Below are 24529 nucleotides of genomic sequence, written 5' to 3'. Positions count from 1 at the left end.
CAGCGTCATACCCGAGAGCATAGGAAGAAAAATGTCGATCCAAGGACTAAAACGATACTTTGGAAACAAGATTCACGCAGTGATAATGATGGCCCCGCTTAAGCGGGAAATGATACGCCTCGGCATATGCACCCTTATGGCGATTATTCTGAATATCATCTTGTATACCGGCGTTGAAGTAGACGGCACCATCAAGCCGTGGGCAGAAACCCCGATAAAACTGTTTGCATCGTCGATGTTATTCGCCTTCATGATCAAGGCTTTTCTGCCAGTTCTCGGCTGGACGATACTGAAAGCAATGCTGTTGAGTGCGAACAATGCCTTCAGCGGCATACTGAGTTTTTTGGGCAATCAGTTCACAGGCGTCATGTACTGTACCGGAATTATTATGGGTTCTATCACGATTAAATTGTATATGGTTTCCGGGGTTTTAGACTCTGAGTTTGCTTATCTGTCCGCAATCGTATTTGCTTCCGGGGTTTTATATTTCTATGTGCTGCAATGCGCCATTCAAAAAACAATGAGTCCGGCCCTGCGTACACCAGCAGTACCGCGTTAAACCACTAGGCTGTGACTATTCATCTCTGGTGCTCAGTAGGCGCTCGCTCTGCTGAACCCTCACCCATACACAACCATTAATGGACTGGCCCGCCTTCGACTTTATGAAGAAGGCGAGCGAGCACGTGACTGATTGCGCATGTATTCCGAGATGAGACTTTCGAAATTGATGTCCGCCTCCTCAACGAGAATATTGACGTGACAGTACAGCTCTTCAGGACCTCTGAGATAATTGAAAATCCTTGATCTAACGATGCCGCAAACCCCTTCTTTGACCGCCGTAGAGGGGAGGTTGATAACATCGCCAACGCACGGGATAAGAGCTAGGCCATGGTCGCTGTTGAAGACAATGTCAGCTGGACAGGCATCAATGCTGGCATCGGATTGTCCTTGCGAAACCTGCTGATAATCAATGCTATACCTCATGTACAGCCTACCTCATTTGTTGAGTGAGGAATCAGCGCCGCGGATCGTAAACAGAAACCTCAAGTTCGCAAGCGACGGGAGCATGTAGCGGATTTTCGGTACTAGAGAGCTTGGCAACTATCGTTTTTCAAGCACATACCCTACGCCCCGAAGCGTATGTATCAGTTTGGTCTCGAAAGGGTCATCTATCTTGGCTCTGAGTCTTCGAATCGACACCTCTACAACGTTTGTGTCGCAGTCAAAATTCATATCCCAAACCTGCGAAATAATTTGGGTGCGGCTCAGCACCACACCGGTATTACGCATCAGGTAATGCAGTAACGCGAATTCTTTCGTGGTCAGGTCAATGCGCTGACCGTCCCTGAATGCCCTGTGCCGGCTCTGATCAAGCTCCAGGTCAGCGACGCGAATGACCTCTACGGATGCAGGGTGATCTGACCTGCGCATCAAGGCGCGAACCCGGGCCAGCAGCTCAGGGAACTCAAATGGCTTGATCAGGTAGTCATCTGCTCCGTTCTCCAGCCCCCGGACCTTATCCGCCAGCCGGCTTCTCGCCGTCAGCATCATGATACGGGAAGGGCAGTTTTTACGACGCAACAACTCAAGGACCTGCCAACCGTCCATCTCTGGCAGATTTATATCCAGGATAATCAGCTCATATTCGTGCTGCTTAGCCAAGAATAATCCATCTGACCCGGTGTGGACGCAATCTACGACATAGCCACATTCCGTCAGACCTTGACGCACATACTCCGCAGTTTTTACTTCATCCTCAATTACCAGAATTCGCATGGGATTTTGTCTCGATATCACTGAGCAATTAACCGCGCACGCGCGCCGGCATTATTGAAAGGGATGGTAAATCAAAATGAGCGTGCCGGGGCTCAAATGACGGATTTGTAATTTCTAGGTAATACAGTTGATAGTCTGGCGGTATATCTTGTCGCGGTTTGGGTTTGACAGTTGCGGGCCCTCTCTCCAGCAGGTGATTTGACCTTATGAAGTATTGGGTTATTTTCTTCTTTGTGCTGGCTTCGTTCCGCTCAGATGACGGCGAGGTCGCTCACATTGAAGAGACTGGTCATTGGTGTAGTCATGAACTTCACCGGCATGCGATGCGTACAATCGAACGCCTACTTGAATTTTAGGCAAAAAAAAGGCGCCCAATGGGCGCCAAATATCCACCTTTTACCAAAGGAGCACTTAAGCCACTCAAGGTGAATGCGTAATGCTCGTTTTACTAACAGGACCCGCCAATGGATAACTGGCCCAGTTAGCGAATTACAGAATCGAAAGCGGGTACTCGATGATTACACGAGTTTCATCCAGATCCGATTCGAAAGCAGTGGCACGCGTGGTTGCCTGGCGCAACCGGAAGGACAGATCTTTTGCCGGACCGGTTTGGACAACGTATTTGACTTCGACGTCACGCTCCCAACGCTTCTGATTGTCGAGCGGGTTGCCGTTGTCGTCGGTGCGCATGTAGAACTGGTTAGCGTTCGAGTAATCCGCACCCGAGCCTCTGGCGTAGCGCGTCATGAACGTCAGGCCTGGAATGCCGTAGCTGGTGAAGTTCAGGTCATAGCGCAGCATCCAGGAACGCTCTTTCGGCGAGTTGAAGTCGCTGTACTGGATGGAGTTGTCGACGAAAATCGAGTCCGACTGACGCAGGTAGTCGAAATCGTCGTCGCCGTTGTTGCGCTGATGCGACAGGGCCAGGGTGTGGGCACCGTAACGCACACCGACCTTGGCACTCCAGATGTTGTTGTCGAATTCACCCAGGCGCTTCTTACCTTCATCTACGGCTTTGTAGTAGTTGAAGCCACCGATCAGCGCCAGATCGTCGCTCAGCGGGTAAACCACGCTTGTGCCGGCGTAGTACTGATTCCAGACGTCTTTCAGCTGGCTGGCGTAGACGCTCACAGTCCAGTTGTCGTTGATCGAGTAGTCACCGCCACCGTAACCGATCCATGGCGAGTTGACCGGGCCGCCGTAGAACGTCACGAAGTTGTCGTTCAGGTTGCTTGAGACCGGCTGGCTCATCGCATGCAGACGACCACCCTGGAGGGTAAGGCCCTGGATGCTGGTGTTCTCAACGGTCACACCGCGGAAACTCTCTGGCAGCAGGCGAGAGTCACCCGATGCGACGACCGGGGTCGATGGGAAGACATCACCCACTTTCACGATGGTATCGAACAAGCGGACTTTGGCTGCGCCGCCGACCTTGGTGTATTCGTCGCGAGCTTCACCCTTGTTATCAACGGGCAGCACGTCGAAGGAGCTACGGCCGCCGTTGCGCCCATCACCGGTGTCGAGCTTGAGGCCGATCATGGCAAAGGCATCAACGCCAAAGCCAACGGTACCTTGGGTAAACCCGGAGTTGAATTTGCTGATGATCGCGTGCGCCCAGGCTTCGGAGTAGCCGTTCGTATTGCCCTTGCCACTGTTGTAAGTGGGGGCGGTGCTGTCGCGGTTATCACGGTTGAAGTAGAAGTTACGGTTCAACACTGTAAGGCTGCTGCCTTCAATGAAGCCTTCTGGCTTGTCTTCAGCTTGTGCCGAAATAGCATAGCTTCCAGACAGCGCAGAAACTGCCGCCAAATACAGTGGTACTTTGATTTTCATCCGATGCTCCTTTGATTCACGGCAGTTTTTATTATGTTTACCGGCGCGGGTGTCGTTAGTTGTTCTGACCCGGCGGCGCGCCTAGCGTAGCGCGAGCTCATATTTGCAGGCCGAAGATAACGGGAGGGTGATAGGACAATTACAATTTCGTCATCTACCTGTTATTCGGCACCTTCGCACCGCGTGTTTGCCATCTCTGTTGCTTGTATCGAAATCATCGTGTCGGGTTGGGTTTCCCAGTATTTACGGGCATTACAAAGCTTTCTTACGAAATTGTAATTTTCTAGCCACCCCTCTGATAGCTACCGCTCATTAGAGTGCCATCACCTAATCAAGTGGGGCTTGGCAGCTGTTTCGGCGTTCTCGCCAAGCTTTATCGAAGTTTGTGCACGAGGACCATCAAAGTGCCCCGGTATAACCGCAATGTCTTACCCAAGACCCCCGTCTCGCCCTGGAAGATCGCTGCACTCTGTGCAGTCATCTCTGGGTTGATGGCGCCTGCAGCCCTTGCCCAAAGCATCAGCTTGCCCCAGGCGCTTTCGACGGCCATGGATGCCAACCCAGACCTGGCCGCGGCCAGGCAAGAAATTGGGATCGCTGATGGTGCTCGCAAGCAGGCCGGGCTTATCCCCAACCCCACAATCTCGTATGACGTGGAAGACACCCGTCGTAACACCAGCCAGACGACTGTCTCTCTCAGCCAGACCCTTGAGCTGGGCGGTAAGCGGGGGGCTCGTGTTGACGTCGCCACATACGGGCAGACCGCCGCACAGCTTGAGTTAGACCGTCGCGTTAACGGCCTGCGTGCAGATGTCGTCCAAGCCTTTTACGCCGCGTTGCGGGCCCAGACAGGTCTCGACCTGGCCAAGCAATCTCTCGAACTGACTGAGCGCGGTCTTCGCATCGTCGATGGCCGTGTTCGCGCAGGTAAGTCGTCCCCAGTGGAGGCGACCCGCGCTCAAGTGCAACTGGCCGAAGCCCAGCTGCAAGTTCGACGTGCAGAAACGGAAAAAGCGACCGCTTACCAACAGCTCGCTCAAATTACCGGGAGCTCAGTCACCGTGTTTGATCGACTCGAATCGCCAACCCTCTCCCCGGGCTTGCCACCTCGCACTGAAGATCTGCTGGCTAAGCTCGACCAAACAGCAGAAATGCGTCAGGCCGTGGTGCAGATAGACAAGAGCGATGCCTCGCTCGGCTCAGAGAAAGCTCAGCGTATCCCGAACCTTACTGTCAGTGTAGGTAGCCAGTACGACCGCTCTGTGCGCGAGCGGGTCAACACTGTGGGCCTGTCTATGCCTTTGCCGCTGTTCGATCGTAACCAGGGCAACATTCTTTCCGCTTCTCGTCGTGCAGATCAGGCCCGGGACCAGCGCAATGCTGTTGAGCTGCGCCTGCGCACCGAAACCCAAACCGCGTTGAACCAATGGTCCACCGCCATGCAGGAGGTCGAGTCCTACGACAAGACCATTCTGCCTTCAGCCCAACAAGCCGTAGAGACCGCAACCCGCGGCTTCGAGATGGGCAAATTCGGTTTCATCGAAGTGCTGGATGCCCAGCGCACCTTGATCGTCGCTCGTGGCCAATACCTCGAATCGTTGGCAGCGGCGACCAATGCGCGTGCGCAGGTGGAAAGGGTTTATGGCGAAGTCGGCTCAACCGCCGGCACTCGCTGAACGGGCCAAACATTTTCTTCGGCACACAGCCTTGAACAAGCCGGTGCCTACGATCAGCAGGAGTAGCAATGGATAACAAACGCAAGATCGCCCTCGCGGTAGCCGCTGTGGCAGCCCTCGGATTTGGCAGCCTTGCCTGGAACAACAGTTCCGGACAGCAGGCCGCCAGTACTGCCGAGCATGGCGCTAACGATGGCCATGGCGACGAAAAGAAAGCCGCATCTGCCGCCAAAGAGGAAGGTGATGAGGGCCATGGTGAAGAAGGCCACAGCGAAGAGGGCGGTGAAGAAGAGGGCAAGCTGACGCTCAGCGCTGAACAGATCAAGGCCGCTGGTGTTGCCCTGGAAGCTGCAGCGCCTCGTGACCTCGGTACCGTCGTGAGCTTCCCTGGCGAAATTCGCTTCGACGAAGATCGTACTGCCCACGTGGTTCCTCGTGTTCCTGGCGTTGTTGAGGCTGTCCAGGCCAACCTGGGCGAGACGGTCAAGAAAGGGCAAGTCCTCGCGGTAATCGCCAGCCAGCAGATCTCTGACCTGCGCAGCGAACAACAGGCCGCACAGCGTCGCGTCGAACTGGCGCGTGTGACCTTCGAACGTGAGAAGCAACTGTGGCAGGACAAGATCTCTGCAGAGCAAGACTACCTCCAAGCACGCCAAGCGCTGCAAGAAGCGGAGATCTCCTTGGCCAACGCCAAGCAGAAGGTCGGCGCAATCGGTGCCTCGGTTAACTCCGTTGGCGGTAATCGTTACGAGCTCCGCGCTCCCTTCGACGCCGTGGTAGTGGAGAAACACCTGACCGTCGGCGAAGTCGTCAGCGAGGCGACCAACGCCTTCATCCTTTCCGACCTGAATCAGGTCTGGGCGACCTTCGCAGTTCCGCCGACAGATCTGGGCAAGGTCACGACTGGCCGTGCAGTGAAAGTCTCTTCGCCTGACATGAACGTCGAGGTCGAAGGGAAGGTGGGTTATGTCGGCAGCCTGCTGGGCGAGCAAAACCGTGCAGCTACTGTCCGCGTCACCTTGACCAACCCCAACGGCGCCTGGCGTCCAGGCCTGTTCGTAAACATTGCGGTCACCTCCCAGACCGATCGAGTTGCCGTAGCGGTCCCTGAGCACGCTGTGCAGACCGTTGAAGACAAACCTTCGGTATTCGTACGCACCCCAGATGGCTTTGACACCCGCCCGGTAAAACTGGGTCGCCGCGACAATGGGTACGTGGAAATCATCGACGGTATTGAAGCCGGCGCCCAGGTAGCAACCAGTGGCAGCTTCACACTCAAGTCCGAGCTCGGCAAAGCTTCTGCCGAACACGGTCACTGATGCGAACTGACAGGATGATTTCTCATGTTTGAACGTATCATCAGATTCGCCATCGAGCAGCGCATCGTAGTAATGATCGCCGTTCTGATCATGGCGGGTATCGGTATCTACAGCTATCAAAAGCTGCCCATCGATGCGGTACCCGATATCACCAACGTCCAGGTGCAGATCAACACTGCAGCGCCTGGTTACTCGCCCTTGGAAACCGAACAACGGATCACGTTTCCAGTTGAAACGGCCATGGCCGGTCTCCCGGGCCTTCAGCAGACCCGTTCCCTGTCTCGCTCTGGCCTGTCTCAGGTCACCGTGATCTTCAAGGATGGCACTGACATCTTCTTTGCCCGCCAGTTGATCAACGAGCGGCTGCAGGTTGCGAAGGAACAGCTGCCAGAAGGTGTAGAGGCCGTCATGGGTCCGGTATCTACCGGCCTCGGCGAGATCTTCCTGTGGACTGTTGAAGCCGAAGATGGCGCGGTCAAAGAGGACGGTACGCCGTACACCCCGACCGACCTGCGCGTGATCCAGGACTGGATCATCAAGCCTCAGCTGCGTAACGTCCCGGGTGTGGCCGAGATCAATACCATCGGCGGTTATGCCAAGCAGTTCCTGGTTGCGCCGGATCCAAAGCGCCTGGCTACCTACAAGCTGACACTCAATGACCTGGTCGCAGCGTTGGAAAGTAACAACGCCAACGTCGGTGCCGGCTACATCGAGCGTAATGGTGAACAGTTGCTCATCCGTGCACCGGGTCAGGTAGGCAATATCGAAGACATCGCCAACATCGTGATCACCAGTGTGGATGGTGCACCGATTCGCATCAGCAGCGTTGCTGACGTCAGCATCGGTAAAGAGCTCCGTACAGGTGCTGCTACTGAGAACGGCCGCGAAGTCGTGCTCGGTACCGTGTTCATGCTGATTGGTGAAAACAGCCGCACCGTATCTCAAGCTGTCGCCGCCAAATTGGCGGACATCAACCGCACCCTGCCAAAGGGCGTGGTGGCTGTGACTGTTTACGACCGTACCAACCTGGTTGAAAAAGCCATCGCGACGGTGAAGAAGAACCTGGTGGAAGGCGCGATCCTGGTTATCGCCATTCTGTTCCTGTTCCTCGGCAACATCCGTGCGGCTCTGATCACCGCGATGGTGATTCCGCTGTCCATGCTGTTCACCTTCACAGGCATGTTCAACAACAAGGTCAGTGCCAACTTAATGAGTTTGGGGGCACTCGACTTCGGCATCATCGTCGACGGTGCCGTGGTTATTGTAGAAAACGCGATCCGTCGACTGGCTCATGCGCAACATAAGCATGGCCGCATGCTCACCAAAACCGAACGCTTCCACGAGGTCTTTGCCGCGGCGCGAGAAGCTCGCCGGCCGCTGATCTTCGGTCAGCTGATCATCATGGTGGTGTACCTGCCGATCTTCGCCCTCACCGGCGTCGAAGGCAAAATGTTCCACCCGATGGCCTTCACCGTTGTGATGGCGCTGCTGGGTGCAATGGTCCTGTCCGTTACCTTTGTTCCTGCAGCTATTGCCATGTTCGTCACTGGCAAGGTGAAGGAAGAGGAAGGCGTGGTCATGCGCACAGCTCGACTGCGCTATGAACCGGTTCTGCAATGGGTGCTGGGACATCGGAACATCGCTTTCTCGGCCGCAGTAGCCTTGGTCGTGCTCAGTGGTTTGCTGGCAAGTCGTATGGGTAGCGAGTTCATCCCAAGCCTCAGTGAGGGTGACTTTGCGATGCAGGCCATGCGTGTGCCTGGAACGAGCCTCACTCAATCTGTCGAGATGCAGCAGCGTCTGGAGAAAGCGGTGATTGCGCAGGTGCCTGAAGTTGAGCGGATGTTCGCACGCTCGGGTACCGCAGAAATTGCATCTGACCCGATGCCGCCGAACGCCTCTGACGCCTACATCATGCTCAAGCCTCAGGATCAGTGGCCTAACCCGAAGAAGCCTCGTGATGAGCTGATTGCTGAAGTGCAGAAGGCCGCAGCGGGTGTTCCAGGAAGCAACTACGAGTTGTCGCAGCCAATCCAACTGCGTTTCAACGAGCTGATTTCGGGCGTGCGTAGTGACGTCGCTGTGAAAGTCTTCGGCGATGACATGGACGTGCTCAACAACACCGCCAACAAGATCGCGGCAGCGCTCAAAGCGGTCCCGGGCTCATCGGAAGTGAAAGTTGAGCAGACATCCGGCCTGCCGGTGCTGACCATCAACATTGACCGCGAAAAAGCAGCACGCTACGGCCTGAACATCGCGGATGTTCAGAACTCGATCGCTATCGCCGTGGGTGGCCGTCAGGCCGGCACGCTGTATGAGGGCGACCGTCGGTTCGACATGGTAGTACGCCTACCAGAGACCGTTCGCACCGACGTAGCGGGTATGTCCAGCTTGCTGATCCCGGTACCTGCCAATGCGGCACAGGGTGCCAATCAGATCGGCTTCATCCCGCTGTCCCAGGTCGCCAATCTGGACCTGCAACTGGGCCCGAACCAAATCAGCCGCGAGAACGGCAAACGTCTGGTTATCGTCAGCGCCAACGTTCGAGGCCGCGATCTGGGGTCCTTCGTTGAGGAGGCGACCGCATCGCTGGACAAGAAGGTGCAAATCCCTGCGGGCTACTGGACGACTTGGGGGGGCCAGTTCGAGCAGCTGCAGTCGGCTGCCAAACGCCTGCAGATCGTTGTTCCAGTCGCCTTGCTGCTGGTCATGACCTTGTTGTTCCTGATGTTCAACAACCTGAAGGACGGCATGCTGGTCTTCACCGGTATTCCATTCGCACTCACCGGTGGTGTTGTGGCGTTGTGGCTGCGGGACATCCCACTGTCGATCTCGGCAGGTGTCGGCTTCATTGCACTGTCCGGCGTTGCAGTACTGAACGGCCTGGTGATGATTGCCTTCATCCGCGGGCTAAGGGAGGAGGGACGAACGCTCAGACAGGCAGTCGATGAAGGTGCATTGACCCGTCTGCGACCTGTTCTGATGACAGCCTTGGTAGCGTCCCTGGGCTTCATCCCGATGGCTTTGGCCACCGGCACCGGTGCCGAAGTTCAGCGGCCATTGGCGACGGTGGTGATTGGCGGGATCCTGTCCTCCACCGCACTGACCTTGCTGGTACTGCCTGCCCTGTATCACTGGGCACACCGCAAGGATGAAGACGGCGACGAGGCCGAAGTGGTTAGCTAACAGCCTCCGCTAAAGAGAAGCCCACAACACGTGTTGTGGGCTTTTTTGTTTAAAGTGAAGTAGATGCACTTACCTTTCAAAATTGTAAGTTTCTCGTCATGCCGGTGATGCCTATGCATTGCTAAGGTTACGCCCGAGAAGTTTTGAAATTGAGAGGGTTTTATGAAAAAGCTAATTATCGCTGCTGCACTTGTTGTTTTCTCGGTGGCTTCGCAGGCCAACACTTTCTCCGAGAGCAAGCAGCTTCAATACACCAAGGAACACCAGACCGCAGTGGCCAAGTACGCGGAGAAAAATGGCAAGCCAATGCCAGAGATTCAGGATTACAAATATGGCATGAAGATAGACGTTGCGAAATTCGTACGTCAGTCGCAGGACCCCCGTACCTGCCAGGTCTATCCACGGTTGATGACCTTCGAGGACTCCCAGGGCACGCTCAAGACTGTTCGTTACTCGATGTATTCGCAATGCATCAACAACAAGTAGTAAACGATTTGAACAGAACAATTAGAGAATTCATAAATGCCAGGCAGTGCCTGGCATTTTTTATTACGCCCGATACCCCATAGCTTCGAAATGTTAACGCCTGGGCTCGGGCAAACCGTGCAATAGATCTTAGCCAACCAACAGAGACGGCTCCCCAACTGCAGAGGGCAATTGGAAGCCTTGACCCCAGAAGGGACGAGTTATGAAGAGTTTGCTTGAACGCCCTGATGACCAAGCCGGGCATGAAGGTCATAGCCATGAGCATGGCGGCATTTTTGGAATGAACACAGAGCTGATTTTCGCGCTGATCTGTGGTGCTCTCCTGGGTGCCGGAGCTCTCGCAGGAAAACTTGGCCTGATTGATCGTCTGCCTCTGATTCTGTACGTGTCGGCCTACGTGTTCGGTGGATGGTTCACCACTAAGGAAGCGGTTACCAACATCCGTCAGAAACGCTTCGAGATCGACTCGCTGATGCTTCTCGCCGCAGTCGGTGCCGCGAGCATCGGCGCCTGGGCGGAGGGGGCTCTGCTGCTGTTCCTGTTCAGTCTGGGGCATTCCCTTGAAAGCTACGCGATGGGGCGGGCCAAGAAAGCGATTGAGGCACTGTCCAAGCTCGCACCAGCCACCGCGATCGTACGCAGAGCAAATGGCACGGTGGAGATGCCCGTGGAGCTGCTGGTTCCCGGTGACGTTGTCATCGTGCGCCCCAATGACCGCCTGCCGGCCGATGGTTTTGTAGTCGTAGGCTCCTCAAGTATCAACCAGGCGCCAGTAACCGGTGAGAGCGTCCCCGTGGACAAGCAACCTGTTCCTGATGCCGAACTCGCACGCAGCAAGCCAGATGCAGTGGATGCAGCCTCGAAAGTCTTCGCCGGTACCATCAATGGCGAAACGCTCATCGAGGTTGAGGTAACCCGGCGCTCTACGGAGAGTACCTTGGCGCGGGTCATCAAGATGGTCAGTGAAGCCGAAGTCAGGAAGTCACCGACCCAGCGATTCACGGACCGCTTCCAACGCATATTCGTCCCGTTGGTTTTACTGCTGGTAGTCGGGCTGCTATTTGCCGGCATTTTCCTTGACGAGCCGTTCCGTGACTCGTTCTACCGGGCGATGGCCGTACTGGTTGCAGCCAGCCCCTGCGCGCTCGCGATCGCTACACCAAGCGCCATTCTCTCTGGCATCGCCAGGGCAGCCCGAGGTGGCGTGCTGATCAAGGGCGGTGCGCCACTTGAAGAGCTTGGATCATTGAATGCCATGGCATTCGACAAGACCGGTACCCTGACCGAAGGGCGCCCACGTATCACCGATGTAATACCCATAGGCGGCACGCAGATCGAGGATCTGCTAAACGTCGCCATCGCTGTGGAGTCGATGAGCGACCATCCGCTGGCTGCGGCAATTGTGCGTGACGGTGAAGAGATGATTGGCACACGGCGCCGATTCCAAGCCAAGAACATGAGCAACATGATTGGCCGCGGCGTGCGTGCTGAGCTTGATGGGCAGTTCGTCTGGATTGGCAAGGTCGAGATGTTCGGTACCAATGGTATTCCCGCACTCAGCAAGGCAGCCCTGGAGGCTGCGGAGCGTCTACGTCAGTCAGGCCGTACCACCATGGTGGTACGGCGTGCTGACAAGGATCTGGGCGCTATCGGGCTATTGGACACACCCCGGGAGGGGGCCAAAGAGGCACTCCAGAAGCTTAGAGAGATGGGCATCGAACGCATGGTCATGATTTCTGGAGACCACAACCGCGTTGCAGAGGCTGTAGCCAAACAAGTTGGCTTAGATGAAGCGTGGGGAGACCTGATGCCGGAAGACAAGGTCAAGGCCATCAAAAACCTGCGCCTTAGCGCCAAGGTGGCCATGGTGGGTGACGGCGTCAATGATGCCCCTGCCATGGCCAGTTCGAGCGTTGGTATCGCAATGGGGGCTGCTGGATCTGATGTTGCCCTGGAAACGGCTGATATCGCGCTTATGGCTGACGACATCAGGCAACTCCCATTTGCGGTGGGGCTGAGCCGTCACACGCGATCGATCATCCACCAGAATCTGTTCGTCAGCTTGGGGATTGTGGCCATCCTGGTTCCGTCCACCATCATGGGCTTGAGCATTGGTGCCGCTGTTGCGATCCATGAGGGCTCCACACTGTTGGTCGTCTTCAACGCCTTGCGCCTGTTGGCCTACCGCAGAAGCACCTGATCCCTGAGCTTCAATCATGAAGCTAAGCAGGGAAATGACCTGAAGTAGAAGTACGGGTCGTGCGCGATCAGCGCACGACCCGTACTTTTCTCTCACTCGTCGATCCCGATGCGCTTGAGGCTTTCAAGGGCCTTTCCGCACTCAGGTGAGCCATGCCGTAAGCCGCAGGCCAATGCAGCTTTGAGGCTCATGACACCGGCTACGAAACCGACTTGATTGCCGACTCCGTGTCCGTCCGCAAATCCCTGATCATACGCAATCTCGACAAGCGCATTGATCGCCGCCAGGGTGTCCTGTTTGTTTTTACTCTTTTGCATATCTACTCCGCGAGCATTCAGCTCATATCGCTCGGTTAGGTGGCGGCGCCTTCAGGTTTGGGGTGAGCGAATCCCGCTCCCATAGCCAATCCCTAACGGGGGGCTCAGCCCGCCACCGTAAGGAAAATCAGCTATTGAGAGCAGATGACTCGTTTTGGTCACCCGTGCTGCTCGCCTCACCGCATTGGCACTGAGTGGGTACATCCGGGTAGTCGCTGTGATTCTCAATGAACAGCGTTCGGCAGGTTTCGCACCCATAGATCCGGGGCAGGGATTTAAGGCCGCTCGGAAGCACGTCACTCAGAGGCTCGTTATGCCAAGGAGCCCCGTCAAGGATTCTTGAACGCAGGATGTTTCCCAGGCGCCAGGTGTCACTTTGTGCGCGCCAGGACCACATCGGCGCAGAAAGCGAATACTGGATGAAGGTCTCTTGTGACTGCCTGGATAGCGGGTACTTGGGGCGGGTCCAGCCGGAATCGATGATGCTGAACCCCATGCCCATTTCTGCGCTCGGGTGGGTCTTTTCACCAAAGAAACGGTCATGCGTCGCTGGAGCCGTCGCATGATGGTCAGTCGGTGGGAATACCCACAGATAACACTCATCCCGGTTGACCATGCTGATGAGCTCGCTTGGCCCCCGCATGGGGGAATTTGCAGCCAGGGCGAAGCGATCCTTCCACGACATTTTGGGAGGCGGCGCAATACCAGCAGCGATGGCCAACGTGGCAGTCTTGGGGACGAAGCGATCGCCTAGCTCGTTCAGATCCAGGTTCTTGCAGAGAGCCTTGAAGGCCTTTTTGCGAGTCTTCGAGCTGAAGGAGGGGTCAAGGAGCAGGCGAACCTGGTTCACGCCGATTCCCGCAGTTCGTAGCACCTCAATGACTTCTTCAGCCACACCGACTGCTTGAAGATCGGTCAATCCTAAGCACGTTTTCGCCCGCTCGACCGCCGCGTAGAGGTTGTACTGCCGTGTCTCGTTGTCACGACAGACCTGAATTGGCAGCTTGTCTTGGATGGCAACTTGCGGTGCAACGGAGCCGATGGCCGCGTGGAACAGCTGGTGGAGGTGCAGATGAGAGTACGGGCGGCCAGAAGCCGAGAACGAGGCGTGCAGCTGAGCAGCGAGAGGTTGAAGCAGCTTTTTTGCAGGCATGACTATCCCCTAATGAGCGACGTTGGGGTAGCTGCGCTTGTAGGGCCGTTAGACGCGAAGCTGGACGTCGAATCAGGTTCAATCATGAATAGGAGTCAGGTTTGATTTGCTTGCACGGCCACCATGCAAAGCCCGACGCGGCAATCACATCAGATTCGCCGAGCTTTGGCAAGAGCGGTCATCGGTAAGCGAAAGCAGGTAGGAGGAGGGCGCTCCATGCTTGATCACCTCCAGAAACAGGAAAGCCGGAAGCACGTTGAGCGCTTCCGGCTTTCTCACGTCAGACTGATGAGAGGGATCAGAAGACGTATTGCAGGCGGGTCACGATGGCATTGCCGCTGTCGTCGCCCACGGTGTTCTCGTTGTTGTCGGTGCGCACGTTGATGTAGTTGGCACTGACTTTCACCGCCTCGTTGACGTACCAGTTCACACCCACCGTGTGGCTCTTGGCCTTGCGCTCGTTCGATTGGTCCGCCGCGGTGACCAGGTTGCCGTCTTCGACCTTGATATCGTCAAAGCGGTAGAAGACTTCCCAGGCCCCCAGTTCCTTGTTCTCTGGTTTGATAGTGTCGAACTTGGCACCATCGAGCTTGTAGATACGCGGCTCGCCGGTCAGGGTGTAAGCCATCTGGGCGTAGTAACCGGAGGCCTTCATGTCGTTGTTGGCCTGGTCAGCTTTCAGCTTGCGGCGAAGGTATTCCGCTTGAACCGAGAACGGGCCGGTGGCCCAGGCACCTTCGAGACCCCAGACCGAGTCGTCCTTCCACAGGCCATCTTGTGCAGCAGCACCGCCAAACAGCATGCGGTTGCCGTTGGTGCCGGCATCGCCGCCGCCATTGGTATCTACACCGCGGACGCCCAGACGCGAACGAATCCGGGTATCGACCGCACTGTTTTTGAGGTCGCGGTAAGCGTACTGAGCACCGACGTGCAGGACGTTGCCATCACTGTGCAGCGGTGCGAACACGCCACGTACGTTGTAGCGCTTGGTGCTGTCGCCATCCGAGTTGTTATTGGTTTCGCTGAAAACGCTACCGGAAACATAAGCCATGTCAGCGATGGTGCTGGTGGCTTGAACACCCATGCCGGCGTTGTCGTTGATCCAGTCCGCCAGGTCGTACGAGAGGTTCCGCTCCATGGCGGTGGTCCACTTCGAACTGGTGGCTTTCTCAAGACCGAAGTCGGTGTAGAAACGGCCAAAGCGCAGTTGCACCGGCTTGAAACCCGTGTAGGTCAGGCTGGCTTCGTCGAAGTAGCCGTCGGAGTCGTTGCCCGTGTTGCGGGAAAGGTCGTAGTTGAGCTGATACTTCCAGTCGCGGTACAGCACGCCACCGAGCTCAAGGTAGGCGCGACGGAAGTAGCCTGCGTCAGCGGTATCGCCATTCTTGGTGAAGACACCATCGAAACGGCCGTAGTCGGCCTGAACTCGGCCGCCCAGTTTGAAACTGAATTCCTTGTCAGAAGTCGATACTTCAAGACCGCCCTTGGTCTTCAGAACGATGTCAGCTCCGTCAGTGGTTACTGTTCCGGAGAATGCTTGCGAGGAAAATGTGCCTATTATTGCGGCAGCCAACAGCTTTTCCCGCATGTTCGAAGAACGGATCATTGCTTGCCTCTCGTATGTTAAGTGCTTAGCTACCGACGTTATATTTCGCCCTGCGCCGGCCTAAATTTATCTTGCAGATGGGAGCAGGCCACGGTTGTCACCTGCTGTAACAAGATGCCTTTGTTCTAAGCACTCTGACTAGGTTGCAAGCGAATATGACAGTTGTGTTTCTGTAGTGTTAACGGAGGAGTTTCAAACCTAACAAAACTGTTACCGAACAAGCCAGTCCTTCTTATCAAAGAAGCTCTTCTTGATCAATCTTCGAATTTCCAAAACCTGCGGATTGCGGACAAGCTTCGTTTTGATAACAAGATAGACATTTTTCTCCTCCAGGTCGTCCAGGAAACCCGGCACGGGTAGGATATTTCTCTCCAGTTTTCGGCTGTAGTCGGGCAGCACTCCAATACACGCACCGCCAACGACAAGGCCTCGTGATAGGTTGTAGCTCTTGACCCGAGTGGTACCGCCCTGATGCTCAGCCATTATCGATGCCCACTTTCGTGAGCCCGCCAAGATCTCTTCATCCCAAGGGACAACGAGCATGAAGTTGTGCAAATCCAAGCTCTCCACTGGAAGGGTGACGCTTCTTGAATAGCGGCTGGAAATGAACAGGGCGTGCCCAATCCGGCCAAGCCGTTCAAACCTATACGTAGGATGGCGATCAAGCGCGCCTTTATCATCTGGGCTCACCAAAGCGATACCCACATCGACTTCACACTCAGAAAGCATCTGCGTTGTGCATTCTGAATGGATTTCCAGCTGCATTTCGGCATGATCACGCACGTAGGCGACTAGATCGCGGTTTACGATGTCGTTCAGCACTGGCTCTGTGATCGCGATGGTAAGCCTGGGGACTTCCTTTTCACCGGACTTGCCAAGGCCGTCTGGGCCGAAGAGCTGGCACAGGTAATGGCTGACCCTCTCGCCTGTGCGGGTCAGGGCAAGCTTGTTGTGTTTGTAGACAAACACGGGAGCACCAATGTGCTCTTCCAGTTTCTCCAAGCGTTTCCGCAGGCCTACCACTGGCACATTGAGCCCTCGGGCAGCCTGTTTGAAACTGGCACAACGTGCTGTTGCGAAAAACTCTACGGCCAGCTGATCATCAATTGGCAAATCATCCAATATGTCAGGGCTGTAAGGAACAACGGTGCTTGTATATGTTTCATTTTGTGTAACCATTAGGTCCCCCTTAATTCGGGGAATCTATCTCAATGCCACCCGGTGTTTCCTTATCTTGTCAACATTGTAATCCACGGGTCATGCATGCGTTATCGGAAGGCTTTTATTTCGAAAGCGTAATTTTCAGGCAATCCCTCTGATATTGTAGCGTGCTAGCCTAGTGCGCCGACTTGTTACTTACCATATATAGATTCGGCTAATTACGCATTTACATTTAGTTCACTATTTTTTCACCTTTGCCTCCATAGGCTTTGGGCATGGAAAATCAAACCCCACCTCTTACTACCTTACTGATTCGTTATCTGGGGATCGGCTTCATAGCAACGGGAGTCCATTATGCGGTGTTCCTATTGCTGGTTACGACAGAATTCGTTACTCCGTTACTGGCCAGTATCTGTGGCGGCATGGTTGGCGCAATCGCGAGCTTCATTGGAAATAGGGCGCTCTGTTTTGTGGCAGATGGCTCTCGTAAGTTTCAGCCTGTCAGGTTTGCACTGGTCGCGTTAACCACAAACTTCGGCAATGGCGTGGGTATGTGGTTCCTCATCAAGTCGAATCTGTCACCGCTCATCTCCCAAGTCGTAGTGACCTTAAGCCTCACTGCACTTGGATTCATTGCACATCGTTTTTGGACATTCAATCATGCAGACATTACATCGCTTTCCCGAGCGCCCTGATCCCTTGTTAACCATCGTGGTCCCTTGCTTCCAGGAAGAGGAAACCATCCCCGAGTTCCACCAGCGAATCACCCGCGTGGTGAAGCGCTTACCCGTCTCCTGCGAAATCCTCTATGTCGACGACGGCAGTAATGACCGGACGGCCGACATTCTTCGCCACTATCAGGATGGGTCATCTGTACGTTGCCTGTCCCTGAGTCGCAACTTCGGCAAAGAGGCTGCACTGAGCGCCGGGATAGACCATGCCCGTGGCAGTGCGCTGATCTTCATTGATGTCGACCTGCAGGATCCACCAGAGCTCATCGCGGCCATGGTGGACTACTGGCAACGCGGCTACGACGTGGTGAACATGCAGCGCAACCTGAGAATCGGTGATTCGTGGTTCAAGCGCATGAGTGCCCGGGCTTACTACTGGGTCATGCAGCGCCTGGTGGAGAAGGTGGACATGCCGGCCGATGTCAGCGATTTCCGATTGATTGGGCCTGCGCCGCTGGCAGCCCTGCGGGCCCTGGATGAACGCTCCAGGATTCTCAAAGGCATGATCGGCTGGGTAGGCTTTCGTACCATCGAACTGCCCTACAATCGCACTGTTCGCCATGCCGGGAGCACCAAATGGAATGCAGCTGGCCTGTTCAATCTGGCCATCGAGAGCATCGTCAGCTTCTCTCGCAAACCACTGCGCATTTTCAGCCTCATCAGTTTCGGTCTTTTCGTCTCCAGCATCTGCTACATGCTTGCGTCGCTTGTGGCAGGCAGTTTCGACATCCATCACCTGATCGTCGGAATGGCTTCATTCATGTGCGTCGGTGTCGCCATGGTGGGGGAGTACCTGGGCGTGACACTCGCGGAAGTGAAGCGCCGGCCTCTCTATTTCCTGAAGCACAGCAACAAGGCAGATCCCGTGTCACTCCACCCTTCGATGGCTTCGATCGAGGGTAAGAAATGCTGAACCTGAAGAACGAGAGGACGCTGTGGTGGGTCCTGGGTTCGATTTTGCTATTGCGTTTGGTGGGGCTGGGCATCTACCCGCTGATGGACACATCTGAGGCCCGTTACGCTGAAATGGCTCGCAAGATGGTCGAGTTGAATGACTGGATCACGCCCATGTTCGACTACGGGGTACCGTTCTGGGGCAAGCCTCCGTTGTCCTTCTGGACCCAGGCCGCGAGCATGACGGTCTTCGGCGTTAACGAGTTCGCTGCGCGCTTCCCAGCGTGGCTACTCCACCTGGCAAGCTGTTTCATCATCATCAAACTCGGCACGCAGCAGATTTCTCGTAACGCCGGCATCTGGGCTGCCATTATTTTTTCCAGCACCACACTTGGCCTGGTCTCCAGCGGTGTTGTGCTGACTGACCCTGTTTTGTCGTTCTCGATTCTGCTGGCCAGCTACGGTTTCTGGCGTTGGATGAAGTGCGCCAGCAAGGCGGATGCCTACCTGATGTTCGCAGGTCTCGGGCTGGGCTTGCTTGCCAAAGGGCCGCTGACCCTGGTGCTTATGGGGGCGCCGGCATTCGCCTGGTTCGTTATCTACAAGGAATGGGGACGGGTACTGAGGCTTCCCTGGATTAGCGGCCTTGTACTCATGTTCGGTATATCCGTGCCATGGTATGTCGCGGCCGAGATGAAAACGCCCGGCTTCATGGAGTACTTCTTCGTTGGTGAGCACTGGAGCCGCTACGTCGTCAGTAACTGGGCAGGGGACCTCTATGGTAGTGCTCATGCCAAGCCGTACGGCAGCATCTGGATCCAGCTCGGATTGTCGCTACTGCCATGGGCCTTGTTTCTACCACTGTTGATCCGCAAGCGTGGATCGATGCAGCGCTTCAAAGCCTACCTCTGGCTGTGGGCCTTGGCGACACCGGTCTTCTTCACATTTGCAGGCAACATTCTGTGGACCTACCTGCTACCCGCGCTGCCAGCGTGGGCATTGCTGCTGTCTGCACGGGTCAGCGAAGTTGGCCCGAAGACCACCTGGGCTGCCGCTGCGAGCGCATTGGTGTTGCCAATCATCGGTGCGGGCATCATCTACGCCGGGGTACTAGAGGAGCGCCCTCAGAATCAGCGGGATGTGGTTCAAGCCTGGCTCAATGTGCAGTCTGCTCATTCCGCTCCCCTGATCTATCCTGGCCGCCGCTCATACTCGTCGGAGTTTTACAGCAGCGGGAAGTCCGAGAACATCAAGGATCCTGCCAAGTGGCCGCGGGATGGCTCGTTCTATCTGTCCAGGCGCTTGCGAGACAGCAAGGATGGTCTGCCCGCTGATCTAGCTTGCACATCGATCACCGAAGCGAACGCCAGCCAGCTCCTGCTGTGCCATTGGAAACGCCCCGCACAAGGTGCCGAGGGTCTGGCCGGAGAAAGCAATGCGGAAACGCCTCGCAAGAACGAAGGCTAAATTCCAAGCACAAAAAAGCCAGGTTTTACCCTGGCTTTTTTGTCGATTTCTTTCGTCATTTGAAGTCCTATTTAACCGCCGATTAATTGTCGGCTTGTTCCTTACCATCCTTGCTTTCTTTCTTTTGCTCTTGAGCGACTTGTTGTTTGTTCTGGTCCGAAGAGTCATCGCTCCATAGGCGAGCCTGTTCGGTTCGGAAGTTCTCGTTGAACTGTTTCGTTCGCTCGAAGCCGCCTTCAGCGTAAGCGGTACCCATGAGACCCAGCAGCAGGCTGCCAATAGCGATAGATTTGACAAATTTCATTGTGAACCTCGGTTCATACTAGGCCAACCTGATTAGCGGCCTTTGTTGGTTTGTAGTTTAGGAACGCGAAGCTAACGACAAGGTGAGTCAATAATTACAATTCCGTAATTTTGGCTGCAGATAGGATGCGTTAAATCTTCAAATCTGGAAGGATCATGTCTATCTCGGCACTGTCGAGGGCGACTTCGAATTTTCTCTTAAATTACAATTTTGATATCTAGCGCGTTAATTCAGCGCGGCGTTGTTGGCCGCCCTAGGAGATAGCCATGAATGACATAGAGCCCTGGGCAGTTGCTATCGGTGACTTTCGCCGCTGCACTGAAAAACTCACTGTCCAGCTCGATGAGCTGACCTCGCAGACGCGCACCTCCAGCGCTGTTCTGGAGAGGTCGAACGAACTGGTGGAGCAGGTGGACGCTGTCGGCCGGCAGATTCAGGAGGAGGTGCGAAAGGCGGAGAAGGCTTGGTCGAACGCGGAGGAGGTTGCCTTGCGCGCCGCTGCATCAGCGTATTCAGCTGCATGCCGCGGAGTCGACACCGCCATCCAGCCACTGATCTCGGAGCTTACAGCAGCGACAAAGGCGGCGGACGCCTCTATCCAGGAGCTCAAGCGGGCACCGGTGCTGGCCAAGCGTTATGTGATGGTGGTCGCCACGGCGTTCTTCATTCTGGCGCTGATCTGTGTCTACTCGACCATGCGCCTGATCGATGCCGCCGGCAGCGTAAGTGCTCAAGAGAAAGTGAATGCTCAGTACTTCTCACACCTGTGGAAAAACGCCAATCCTGACGAACAGAAGATTATTAAGTCGGTGATTCTGCGGTCGCCCATGGACCCTGTGGTCCTTCGGCACTGATGCATTGAGGCAAACAAAAGGCCCGTCGATTGACGGGCCTAATCGTGTCTGCGCAATTTAAGCGGCGGTCATTGCCGGCTGCATTTGCTGGGCTTCCGGAAAGTGAAGGTGGAACCAGGTGAAGTTTTCTTCGGTCACCTCCACGCTCGCCGATCCCTGGTGCAGACTCATGATCGACTGCACAATGGCCAAGCCAAGACCGGTACCGCCTTCGCTCCGTGCTCGGCTCTTGTCCACACGGTAGAACCGCTCAAACAAGTGCGCGTGGTGTTCCTTGGCAATACCACGGCCGGGGTTGCCGACACTCAACGTCGTACCGCTCGCACTATGCTGCACCTTAACGTAGACCGTGCGGCCGCGAGGGCAGTAACGGATCGCGTTCGAGACCAGATTCGAGACGGCACGTTGAACCATCAGGCGATTCCCGCGCACCACGTCATCACTGCCGGAGATCTGCAGCTGAATCTCGCCTTCTTCTGCTGAAATGCTGAAGAGATCGCACACTCGCTGAACCTCGTCGACCAAGGAGACGGATTCGAACTCCACCATTGATGCTGGATGACTGACCTGGGCCAAGAACAGCATGTCGGAAACCATGCGGCTCATGCGGTCCAGCTCTTCTGTGCACGACTCCAGAACCTCCCGGTACTCGGAAAGCGATCGTTCTCTGGTCAAGGCAACCTGGGCCTTGCCCATCAGGTTGGAAAGCGGTGCTCGAAGTTCGTGAGCAAGGTCGTCAGAAAACTGCGAGAGCTGCTGAACCCCATCATCCAGGCGAGCCAGCATGATGTTGATGCCGTCGGCGAGCATTTTGAGTTCTGCCGGCATCCCATCAGTTGGAAGGCGATGGTCGAGGCTCTCGGTTGAGATTTTCGAGGCGATCTTGAGGAACTTGGTCAGTGGTAGCAGGCCTCTGCGCACAGTCCACCAGCCAATGGCCAAGATCAGTGCGAGGATGACGGGGGACATCATCAAGGCCCAGGTCAGCAACGCATCGAGCAGCGCCTCACTGGATGACTGGTCCATGGTCATATAGACGCTGACCTCTGTTCCATCGCCCAAACGCATGATTCGAGAAGCACTCAGCAGAGGACGGTCCTGCGTATCACGCCATTCGTGCTCTTTGGGCTGGGCCGCCGGCTGAAACTTGTGCACCTCCAGATTGACCTGTTTCGAGCCAATCGAGAGCAGGGGAGTCTGATTCTGTGAGGTATCGAATATGCTCACATACAGGTTGTTGTGGCCCATGACCAAATCGACAAGCTGATGCGCATCCGCGTTGACGCCGGAGATGTCCGGGATGGTGGACAGGTTGTGAGCCATCCCCGCCATCTTTACTTCCAGGTCTGCTCTGGCATTTCTTTCCAGAGCCTTGCCTACCATCAGATAGCCAAAGGTGGCGAACAGAAGCAGCAACGCTGCGCTCATCAACCCAACTTTTAACCCCAGCTTTGCAGCCAGGCTGAATGGCCTCATGCGCGTTCCTCAAAAACGTACCCAACGCCACGAAGCGTGTGAATGAGCTTGGTTTCAAACGGGTCATCGATCTTCGAGCGCAAGCGCCGGATGGCTACATCGATGACATTGGTGTCGCAATCGAAATTCATATCCCAGACCAACGAGATGATCTGAGAGCGAGTCAGCGCTTCGCCCGTTCGGCTCATGAGCAGGTGCAGAAGCGCAAATTCCTTGGTGGTGAGATCGATGCGTGTGCCACCGCGGAAGACGCGATGGCGGACGGAGTCGAGTTCCAGATCGGCAATTTTCAGCGAGCTCTTCTCGACTAACTCATCACCACGGCGTTGCAGCGAACGGATGCGAGCAAGCAGCTCAGGGAATTCGAATGGCTTCACAAGGTAGTCATCCGCGCCGCCGTCCAAGCCCTTGAGCTTGTCATTGATGCGTCCGCGGGCGGTCAGCATGATGATGCGGACCCGGCTGGTCTTACGGATGGTTTCCAGCAGGTCCCAGCCGTCGATACCCGGGAGGTTCACGTCCAGGAGGACCAACGAATAGACATTAGTGTTGAACAAGTGCAGAGCATCTACACCGTTGTGCACGATATCTACGACATACCCGCTTTCGGATAGGCCCTGCTGAAGATATTCGGCAGTTTTAATTTCGTCTTCCACAACTAGAACGCGCATAACTTATCTCAAGGTGTGAGGAAGGAGTTGGCCTAATCCGCCAAGATTATGGTTGCAGGCTGTTCGAAAGTTTGGCTGAGGGTATGGCATGTGGTAGTCGCTACCTCTGTCCATACGCCGGGTCACCTGAGGACGCTTGAATCTTAACGCGAAGAAGCTGGCCGCGGCGAAATCCTACAAATTTGTAATGTAGCCGCAAGATTTCTGACAGTCATGCAGGCTCCACCCCTAAGCATAGCGGATTCTGGGGCCTGCGGCGGTGTATGACAGATTCGCCTGGCAGGTGGAATCGGCCAGGACAGGCAGCATTTCGGTCGTTAGCTTGCAAGGACTGGTACTGGCCTTGGATCGAGGGCGCCACGCAGGCAGACCCCATGCACGGCCGCAAACCGCAGCGCCTTTCTGCAAATTAGTTCACGTGGCGGCTCGATATTCTCTCGAATAATTATCTTACAATCTATTACATGTCCAAATTGTAATTGCACGATCATCTTGGTGTTAGCCTCCTTTGCTAGTTTAAGGGCAGCGGAAGAGGCATCGCTGCTTTGGAAATTGTCTCATTTCAAAGCAGCTTGGCAAGAGCACCGAGCAGTTGTTCGCGCCAGTGCATTCACCTGTAAACCATACGCTCCTTTGGTAGGTGAATTTTAGCGCCCCCCTACGGGCGCTTTTTTATTAAGGGACTTCTTATGAACACTACTGTATCAGCGATCGCCGTGTTTATGCTCTTTACATCACTAACAGCCAATGCCCAAAGCGGTATGGAGATCAATAAACACATCGAGCGTACTGCTAGAGAGGCTACAGCGGATTATGCTCAACGCGTAAAAAAGCCCATGCCTCAACTAGAAGACTACGCCTATGGCATGGACCTGGACGTTGGTAAGTTGGTGTATGTATCACCCAATGTGCGGTACTGCGGTAATGTAAGAAGCATGATGACCTACGAAGACTCGAAAGGCGAACTGCACATGGTTCGCTACCTGGTGAAGGGCGAGTGTGTTAATAGCCGTTAAGACTCATCAAGATGATCCCTGCGGCCACCGGATCATAGAAGCTCAATGCCGAACCGGCGCAGCAGTATGGCGAAGCCTCCGAAGCTGGCCATTGTGATGAGGATGCTGCTGATCAGTGTCGGCCAAAAGCCGAGCTTAGGTAGCAGCAATGGAAAAGCAATAAACATCGGCAGGGTCGGAAGCACGTACCAGAACGTGTACCAAGCATGGTTGGAGATCTTCTCCATGCTCTGGTTCTCTAAATAGAGCCAGACCAACGTCACGACCGTGACCAAGGGTAGGGCGGCGACCAAGCCGCCCAGCTTGTCGCTGCGTTTCGCCAGCTCTGACACGAGAATCACTATACCGGCAGTGAGTAGGTACTTCGTGATGATCCAGGCCATCGCTGAGCCTTCTGGAGGTT

Annotated in this window: 22 protein-coding genes; 11 read left to right on the top strand and 11 right to left on the bottom strand. The window is 55.4% G+C overall.

What is annotated here, in order from left to right; genetic code table 11:
- Window positions 1-31 precede the first annotated feature (31 nt).
- Complete coding sequence (locus ACTORR_RS14470) at window positions 32-559, top strand: hypothetical protein (protein WP_012269855.1); 528 nt, start codon at window positions 32-34, stop codon at window positions 557-559.
- A gap of 101 nt (window positions 560-660) precedes the next feature.
- Here the strand turns inward: ACTORR_RS14470 and ACTORR_RS14465 are convergent, their stop codons facing one another.
- The 3 genes from ACTORR_RS14465 to ACTORR_RS14455 all read right to left on the bottom strand — a co-directional run bounded on the left by ACTORR_RS14465 (window position 661) and on the right by ACTORR_RS14455 (window position 3609).
- Window positions 661-984, bottom strand: coding sequence for a hypothetical protein (locus tag ACTORR_RS14465; RefSeq protein ID WP_010951457.1), 324 nt, complete (start codon window positions 982-984; stop codon window positions 661-663).
- Window positions 985-1101: 117 nt separating this feature from the next.
- The gene (locus ACTORR_RS14460) at window positions 1102-1776 is read right to left on the bottom strand and encodes a heavy metal response regulator transcription factor (protein WP_003253420.1); all 675 of its coding nucleotides are present in this window, start codon (window positions 1774-1776) and stop codon (window positions 1102-1104) included.
- Window positions 1777-2265: 489 nt separating this feature from the next.
- Complete coding sequence (locus ACTORR_RS14455; RefSeq protein ID WP_003253422.1) at window positions 2266-3609, bottom strand: OprD family porin; 1344 nt, start codon at window positions 3607-3609, stop codon at window positions 2266-2268.
- A 404-nt stretch (window positions 3610-4013) separates the two neighbouring features.
- Between ACTORR_RS14455 and ACTORR_RS14450 the strand changes: the two genes are divergently transcribed.
- The 5 genes from ACTORR_RS14450 to ACTORR_RS14430 all read left to right on the top strand — a co-directional run bounded on the left by ACTORR_RS14450 (window position 4014) and on the right by ACTORR_RS14430 (window position 12476).
- Entirely contained in the window at window positions 4014-5285 is a 1272-nt protein-coding gene (locus ACTORR_RS14450; protein ID WP_010951456.1) for a TolC family protein, read from the top strand.
- Between the two features lie 68 nt (window positions 5286-5353).
- Window positions 5354-6604: an efflux RND transporter periplasmic adaptor subunit gene (locus ACTORR_RS14445; protein ID WP_010951455.1), complete on the top strand. Its 1251-nt coding sequence runs from the start codon at window positions 5354-5356 to the stop codon at window positions 6602-6604.
- Window positions 6605-6628: 24 nt separating this feature from the next.
- Window positions 6629-9790, top strand: coding sequence for a CusA/CzcA family heavy metal efflux RND transporter (locus ACTORR_RS14440; protein WP_010951454.1), 3162 nt, complete (start codon window positions 6629-6631; stop codon window positions 9788-9790).
- A gap of 162 nt (window positions 9791-9952) precedes the next feature.
- Window positions 9953-10276 carry a DUF2790 domain-containing protein gene (locus ACTORR_RS14435; RefSeq protein ID WP_003253432.1) on the top strand — a complete coding sequence of 108 codons (324 nt, stop codon included), beginning with the start codon at window positions 9953-9955 and terminating at the stop codon, window positions 10274-10276.
- Between the two features lie 202 nt (window positions 10277-10478).
- Window positions 10479-12476, top strand: coding sequence for a heavy metal translocating P-type ATPase (locus ACTORR_RS14430; protein ID WP_010951452.1), 1998 nt, complete (start codon window positions 10479-10481; stop codon window positions 12474-12476).
- A gap of 92 nt (window positions 12477-12568) precedes the next feature.
- Here ACTORR_RS14430 and ACTORR_RS14425 read toward each other — a convergent pair whose 3' ends face one another.
- The 4 genes from ACTORR_RS14425 to ACTORR_RS14410 all read right to left on the bottom strand — a co-directional run bounded on the left by ACTORR_RS14425 (window position 12569) and on the right by ACTORR_RS14410 (window position 16731).
- Window positions 12569-12793 carry a hypothetical protein gene (locus ACTORR_RS14425; RefSeq protein WP_010951451.1) on the bottom strand — a complete coding sequence of 75 codons (225 nt, stop codon included), beginning with the start codon at window positions 12791-12793 and terminating at the stop codon, window positions 12569-12571.
- A gap of 127 nt (window positions 12794-12920) precedes the next feature.
- Window positions 12921-13946, bottom strand: coding sequence for a hypothetical protein (locus ACTORR_RS14420; RefSeq protein ID WP_010951450.1), 1026 nt, complete (start codon window positions 13944-13946; stop codon window positions 12921-12923).
- 298 nt (window positions 13947-14244) lie between these two features.
- Window positions 14245-15552 (bottom strand): OprO/OprP family phosphate-selective porin, encoded by a 1308-nt coding sequence (locus ACTORR_RS14415; protein ID WP_009395904.1) that lies wholly within the window; start codon window positions 15550-15552, stop codon window positions 14245-14247.
- A gap of 210 nt (window positions 15553-15762) precedes the next feature.
- A complete protein-coding gene (locus ACTORR_RS14410) occupies window positions 15763-16731 on the bottom strand; it encodes a LysR substrate-binding domain-containing protein (protein WP_441343690.1) in 969 nt (322 codons plus the stop codon).
- Window positions 16732-16988: 257 nt separating this feature from the next.
- Here ACTORR_RS14410 and ACTORR_RS14405 point away from each other — a divergent pair, with 257 nt between their 5' ends.
- Genes ACTORR_RS14405 through ACTORR_RS14395 form a run of 3 tightly spaced genes read left to right on the top strand, consistent with a single transcriptional unit; the run spans window position 16989 to window position 19805 of the window.
- Entirely contained in the window at window positions 16989-17408 is a 420-nt protein-coding gene (locus ACTORR_RS14405) for a GtrA family protein (RefSeq protein WP_010951446.1), read from the top strand.
- Window positions 17374-18357 (top strand): glycosyltransferase family 2 protein, encoded by a 984-nt coding sequence (locus ACTORR_RS14400; RefSeq protein WP_010951445.1) that lies wholly within the window; start codon window positions 17374-17376, stop codon window positions 18355-18357. The genes ACTORR_RS14405 and ACTORR_RS14400 overlap by 35 nt, the downstream gene beginning before the upstream one ends.
- Window positions 18351-19805, top strand: a complete 1455-nt coding sequence (locus tag ACTORR_RS14395) for a phospholipid carrier-dependent glycosyltransferase (protein WP_010951444.1) — start codon at window positions 18351-18353, stop codon at window positions 19803-19805. Before ACTORR_RS14400 ends, ACTORR_RS14395 begins: the two co-directional genes overlap by 7 nt.
- An 82-nt stretch (window positions 19806-19887) precedes the next feature.
- Here the strand turns inward: ACTORR_RS14395 and ACTORR_RS14390 are convergent, their stop codons facing one another.
- Window positions 19888-20109, bottom strand: coding sequence for a hypothetical protein (locus tag ACTORR_RS14390; RefSeq protein WP_010951443.1), 222 nt, complete (start codon window positions 20107-20109; stop codon window positions 19888-19890).
- A gap of 266 nt (window positions 20110-20375) precedes the next feature.
- Here ACTORR_RS14390 and ACTORR_RS14385 point away from each other — a divergent pair, with 266 nt between their 5' ends.
- A complete protein-coding gene (locus tag ACTORR_RS14385) occupies window positions 20376-20963 on the top strand; it encodes a hypothetical protein (RefSeq protein WP_010951442.1) in 588 nt (195 codons plus the stop codon).
- 57 nt (window positions 20964-21020) lie between these two features.
- Here the strand turns inward: ACTORR_RS14385 and ACTORR_RS14380 are convergent, their stop codons facing one another.
- Together ACTORR_RS14380 and ACTORR_RS14375 are read right to left on the bottom strand one after the other, a co-directional pair.
- Window positions 21021-22439: a heavy metal sensor histidine kinase gene (locus ACTORR_RS14380; protein WP_010951441.1), complete on the bottom strand. Its 1419-nt coding sequence runs from the start codon at window positions 22437-22439 to the stop codon at window positions 21021-21023.
- On the bottom strand, window positions 22436-23110 hold the full coding sequence (locus ACTORR_RS14375; protein WP_003253457.1) for a heavy metal response regulator transcription factor: 675 nt from the start codon (window positions 23108-23110) through the stop codon (window positions 22436-22438). The genes ACTORR_RS14380 and ACTORR_RS14375 overlap by 4 nt, the downstream gene beginning before the upstream one ends.
- A 689-nt stretch (window positions 23111-23799) precedes the next feature.
- Between ACTORR_RS14375 and ACTORR_RS14370 the strand changes: the two genes are divergently transcribed.
- Entirely contained in the window at window positions 23800-24126 is a 327-nt protein-coding gene (locus tag ACTORR_RS14370; protein ID WP_010951440.1) for a DUF2790 domain-containing protein, read from the top strand.
- A gap of 32 nt (window positions 24127-24158) precedes the next feature.
- Here the strand turns inward: ACTORR_RS14370 and ACTORR_RS14365 are convergent, their stop codons facing one another.
- Window positions 24159-24509, bottom strand: a complete 351-nt coding sequence (locus tag ACTORR_RS14365; RefSeq protein ID WP_011953105.1) for a DUF3147 family protein — start codon at window positions 24507-24509, stop codon at window positions 24159-24161.
- Window positions 24510-24529: the final 20 nt, after the last annotated feature.

This window comes from Pseudomonas sp. SAR267 (genome assembly GCF_052077595.1).
In the GTDB taxonomy this organism is placed as follows: Bacteria; Pseudomonadota; Gammaproteobacteria; order Pseudomonadales; family Pseudomonadaceae; genus Aquipseudomonas; species Aquipseudomonas vlassakiae.
The sequence above is the reverse complement of the archived record's forward strand: the minus strand, read 5'-3'. Positions and strand labels throughout refer to the sequence as shown.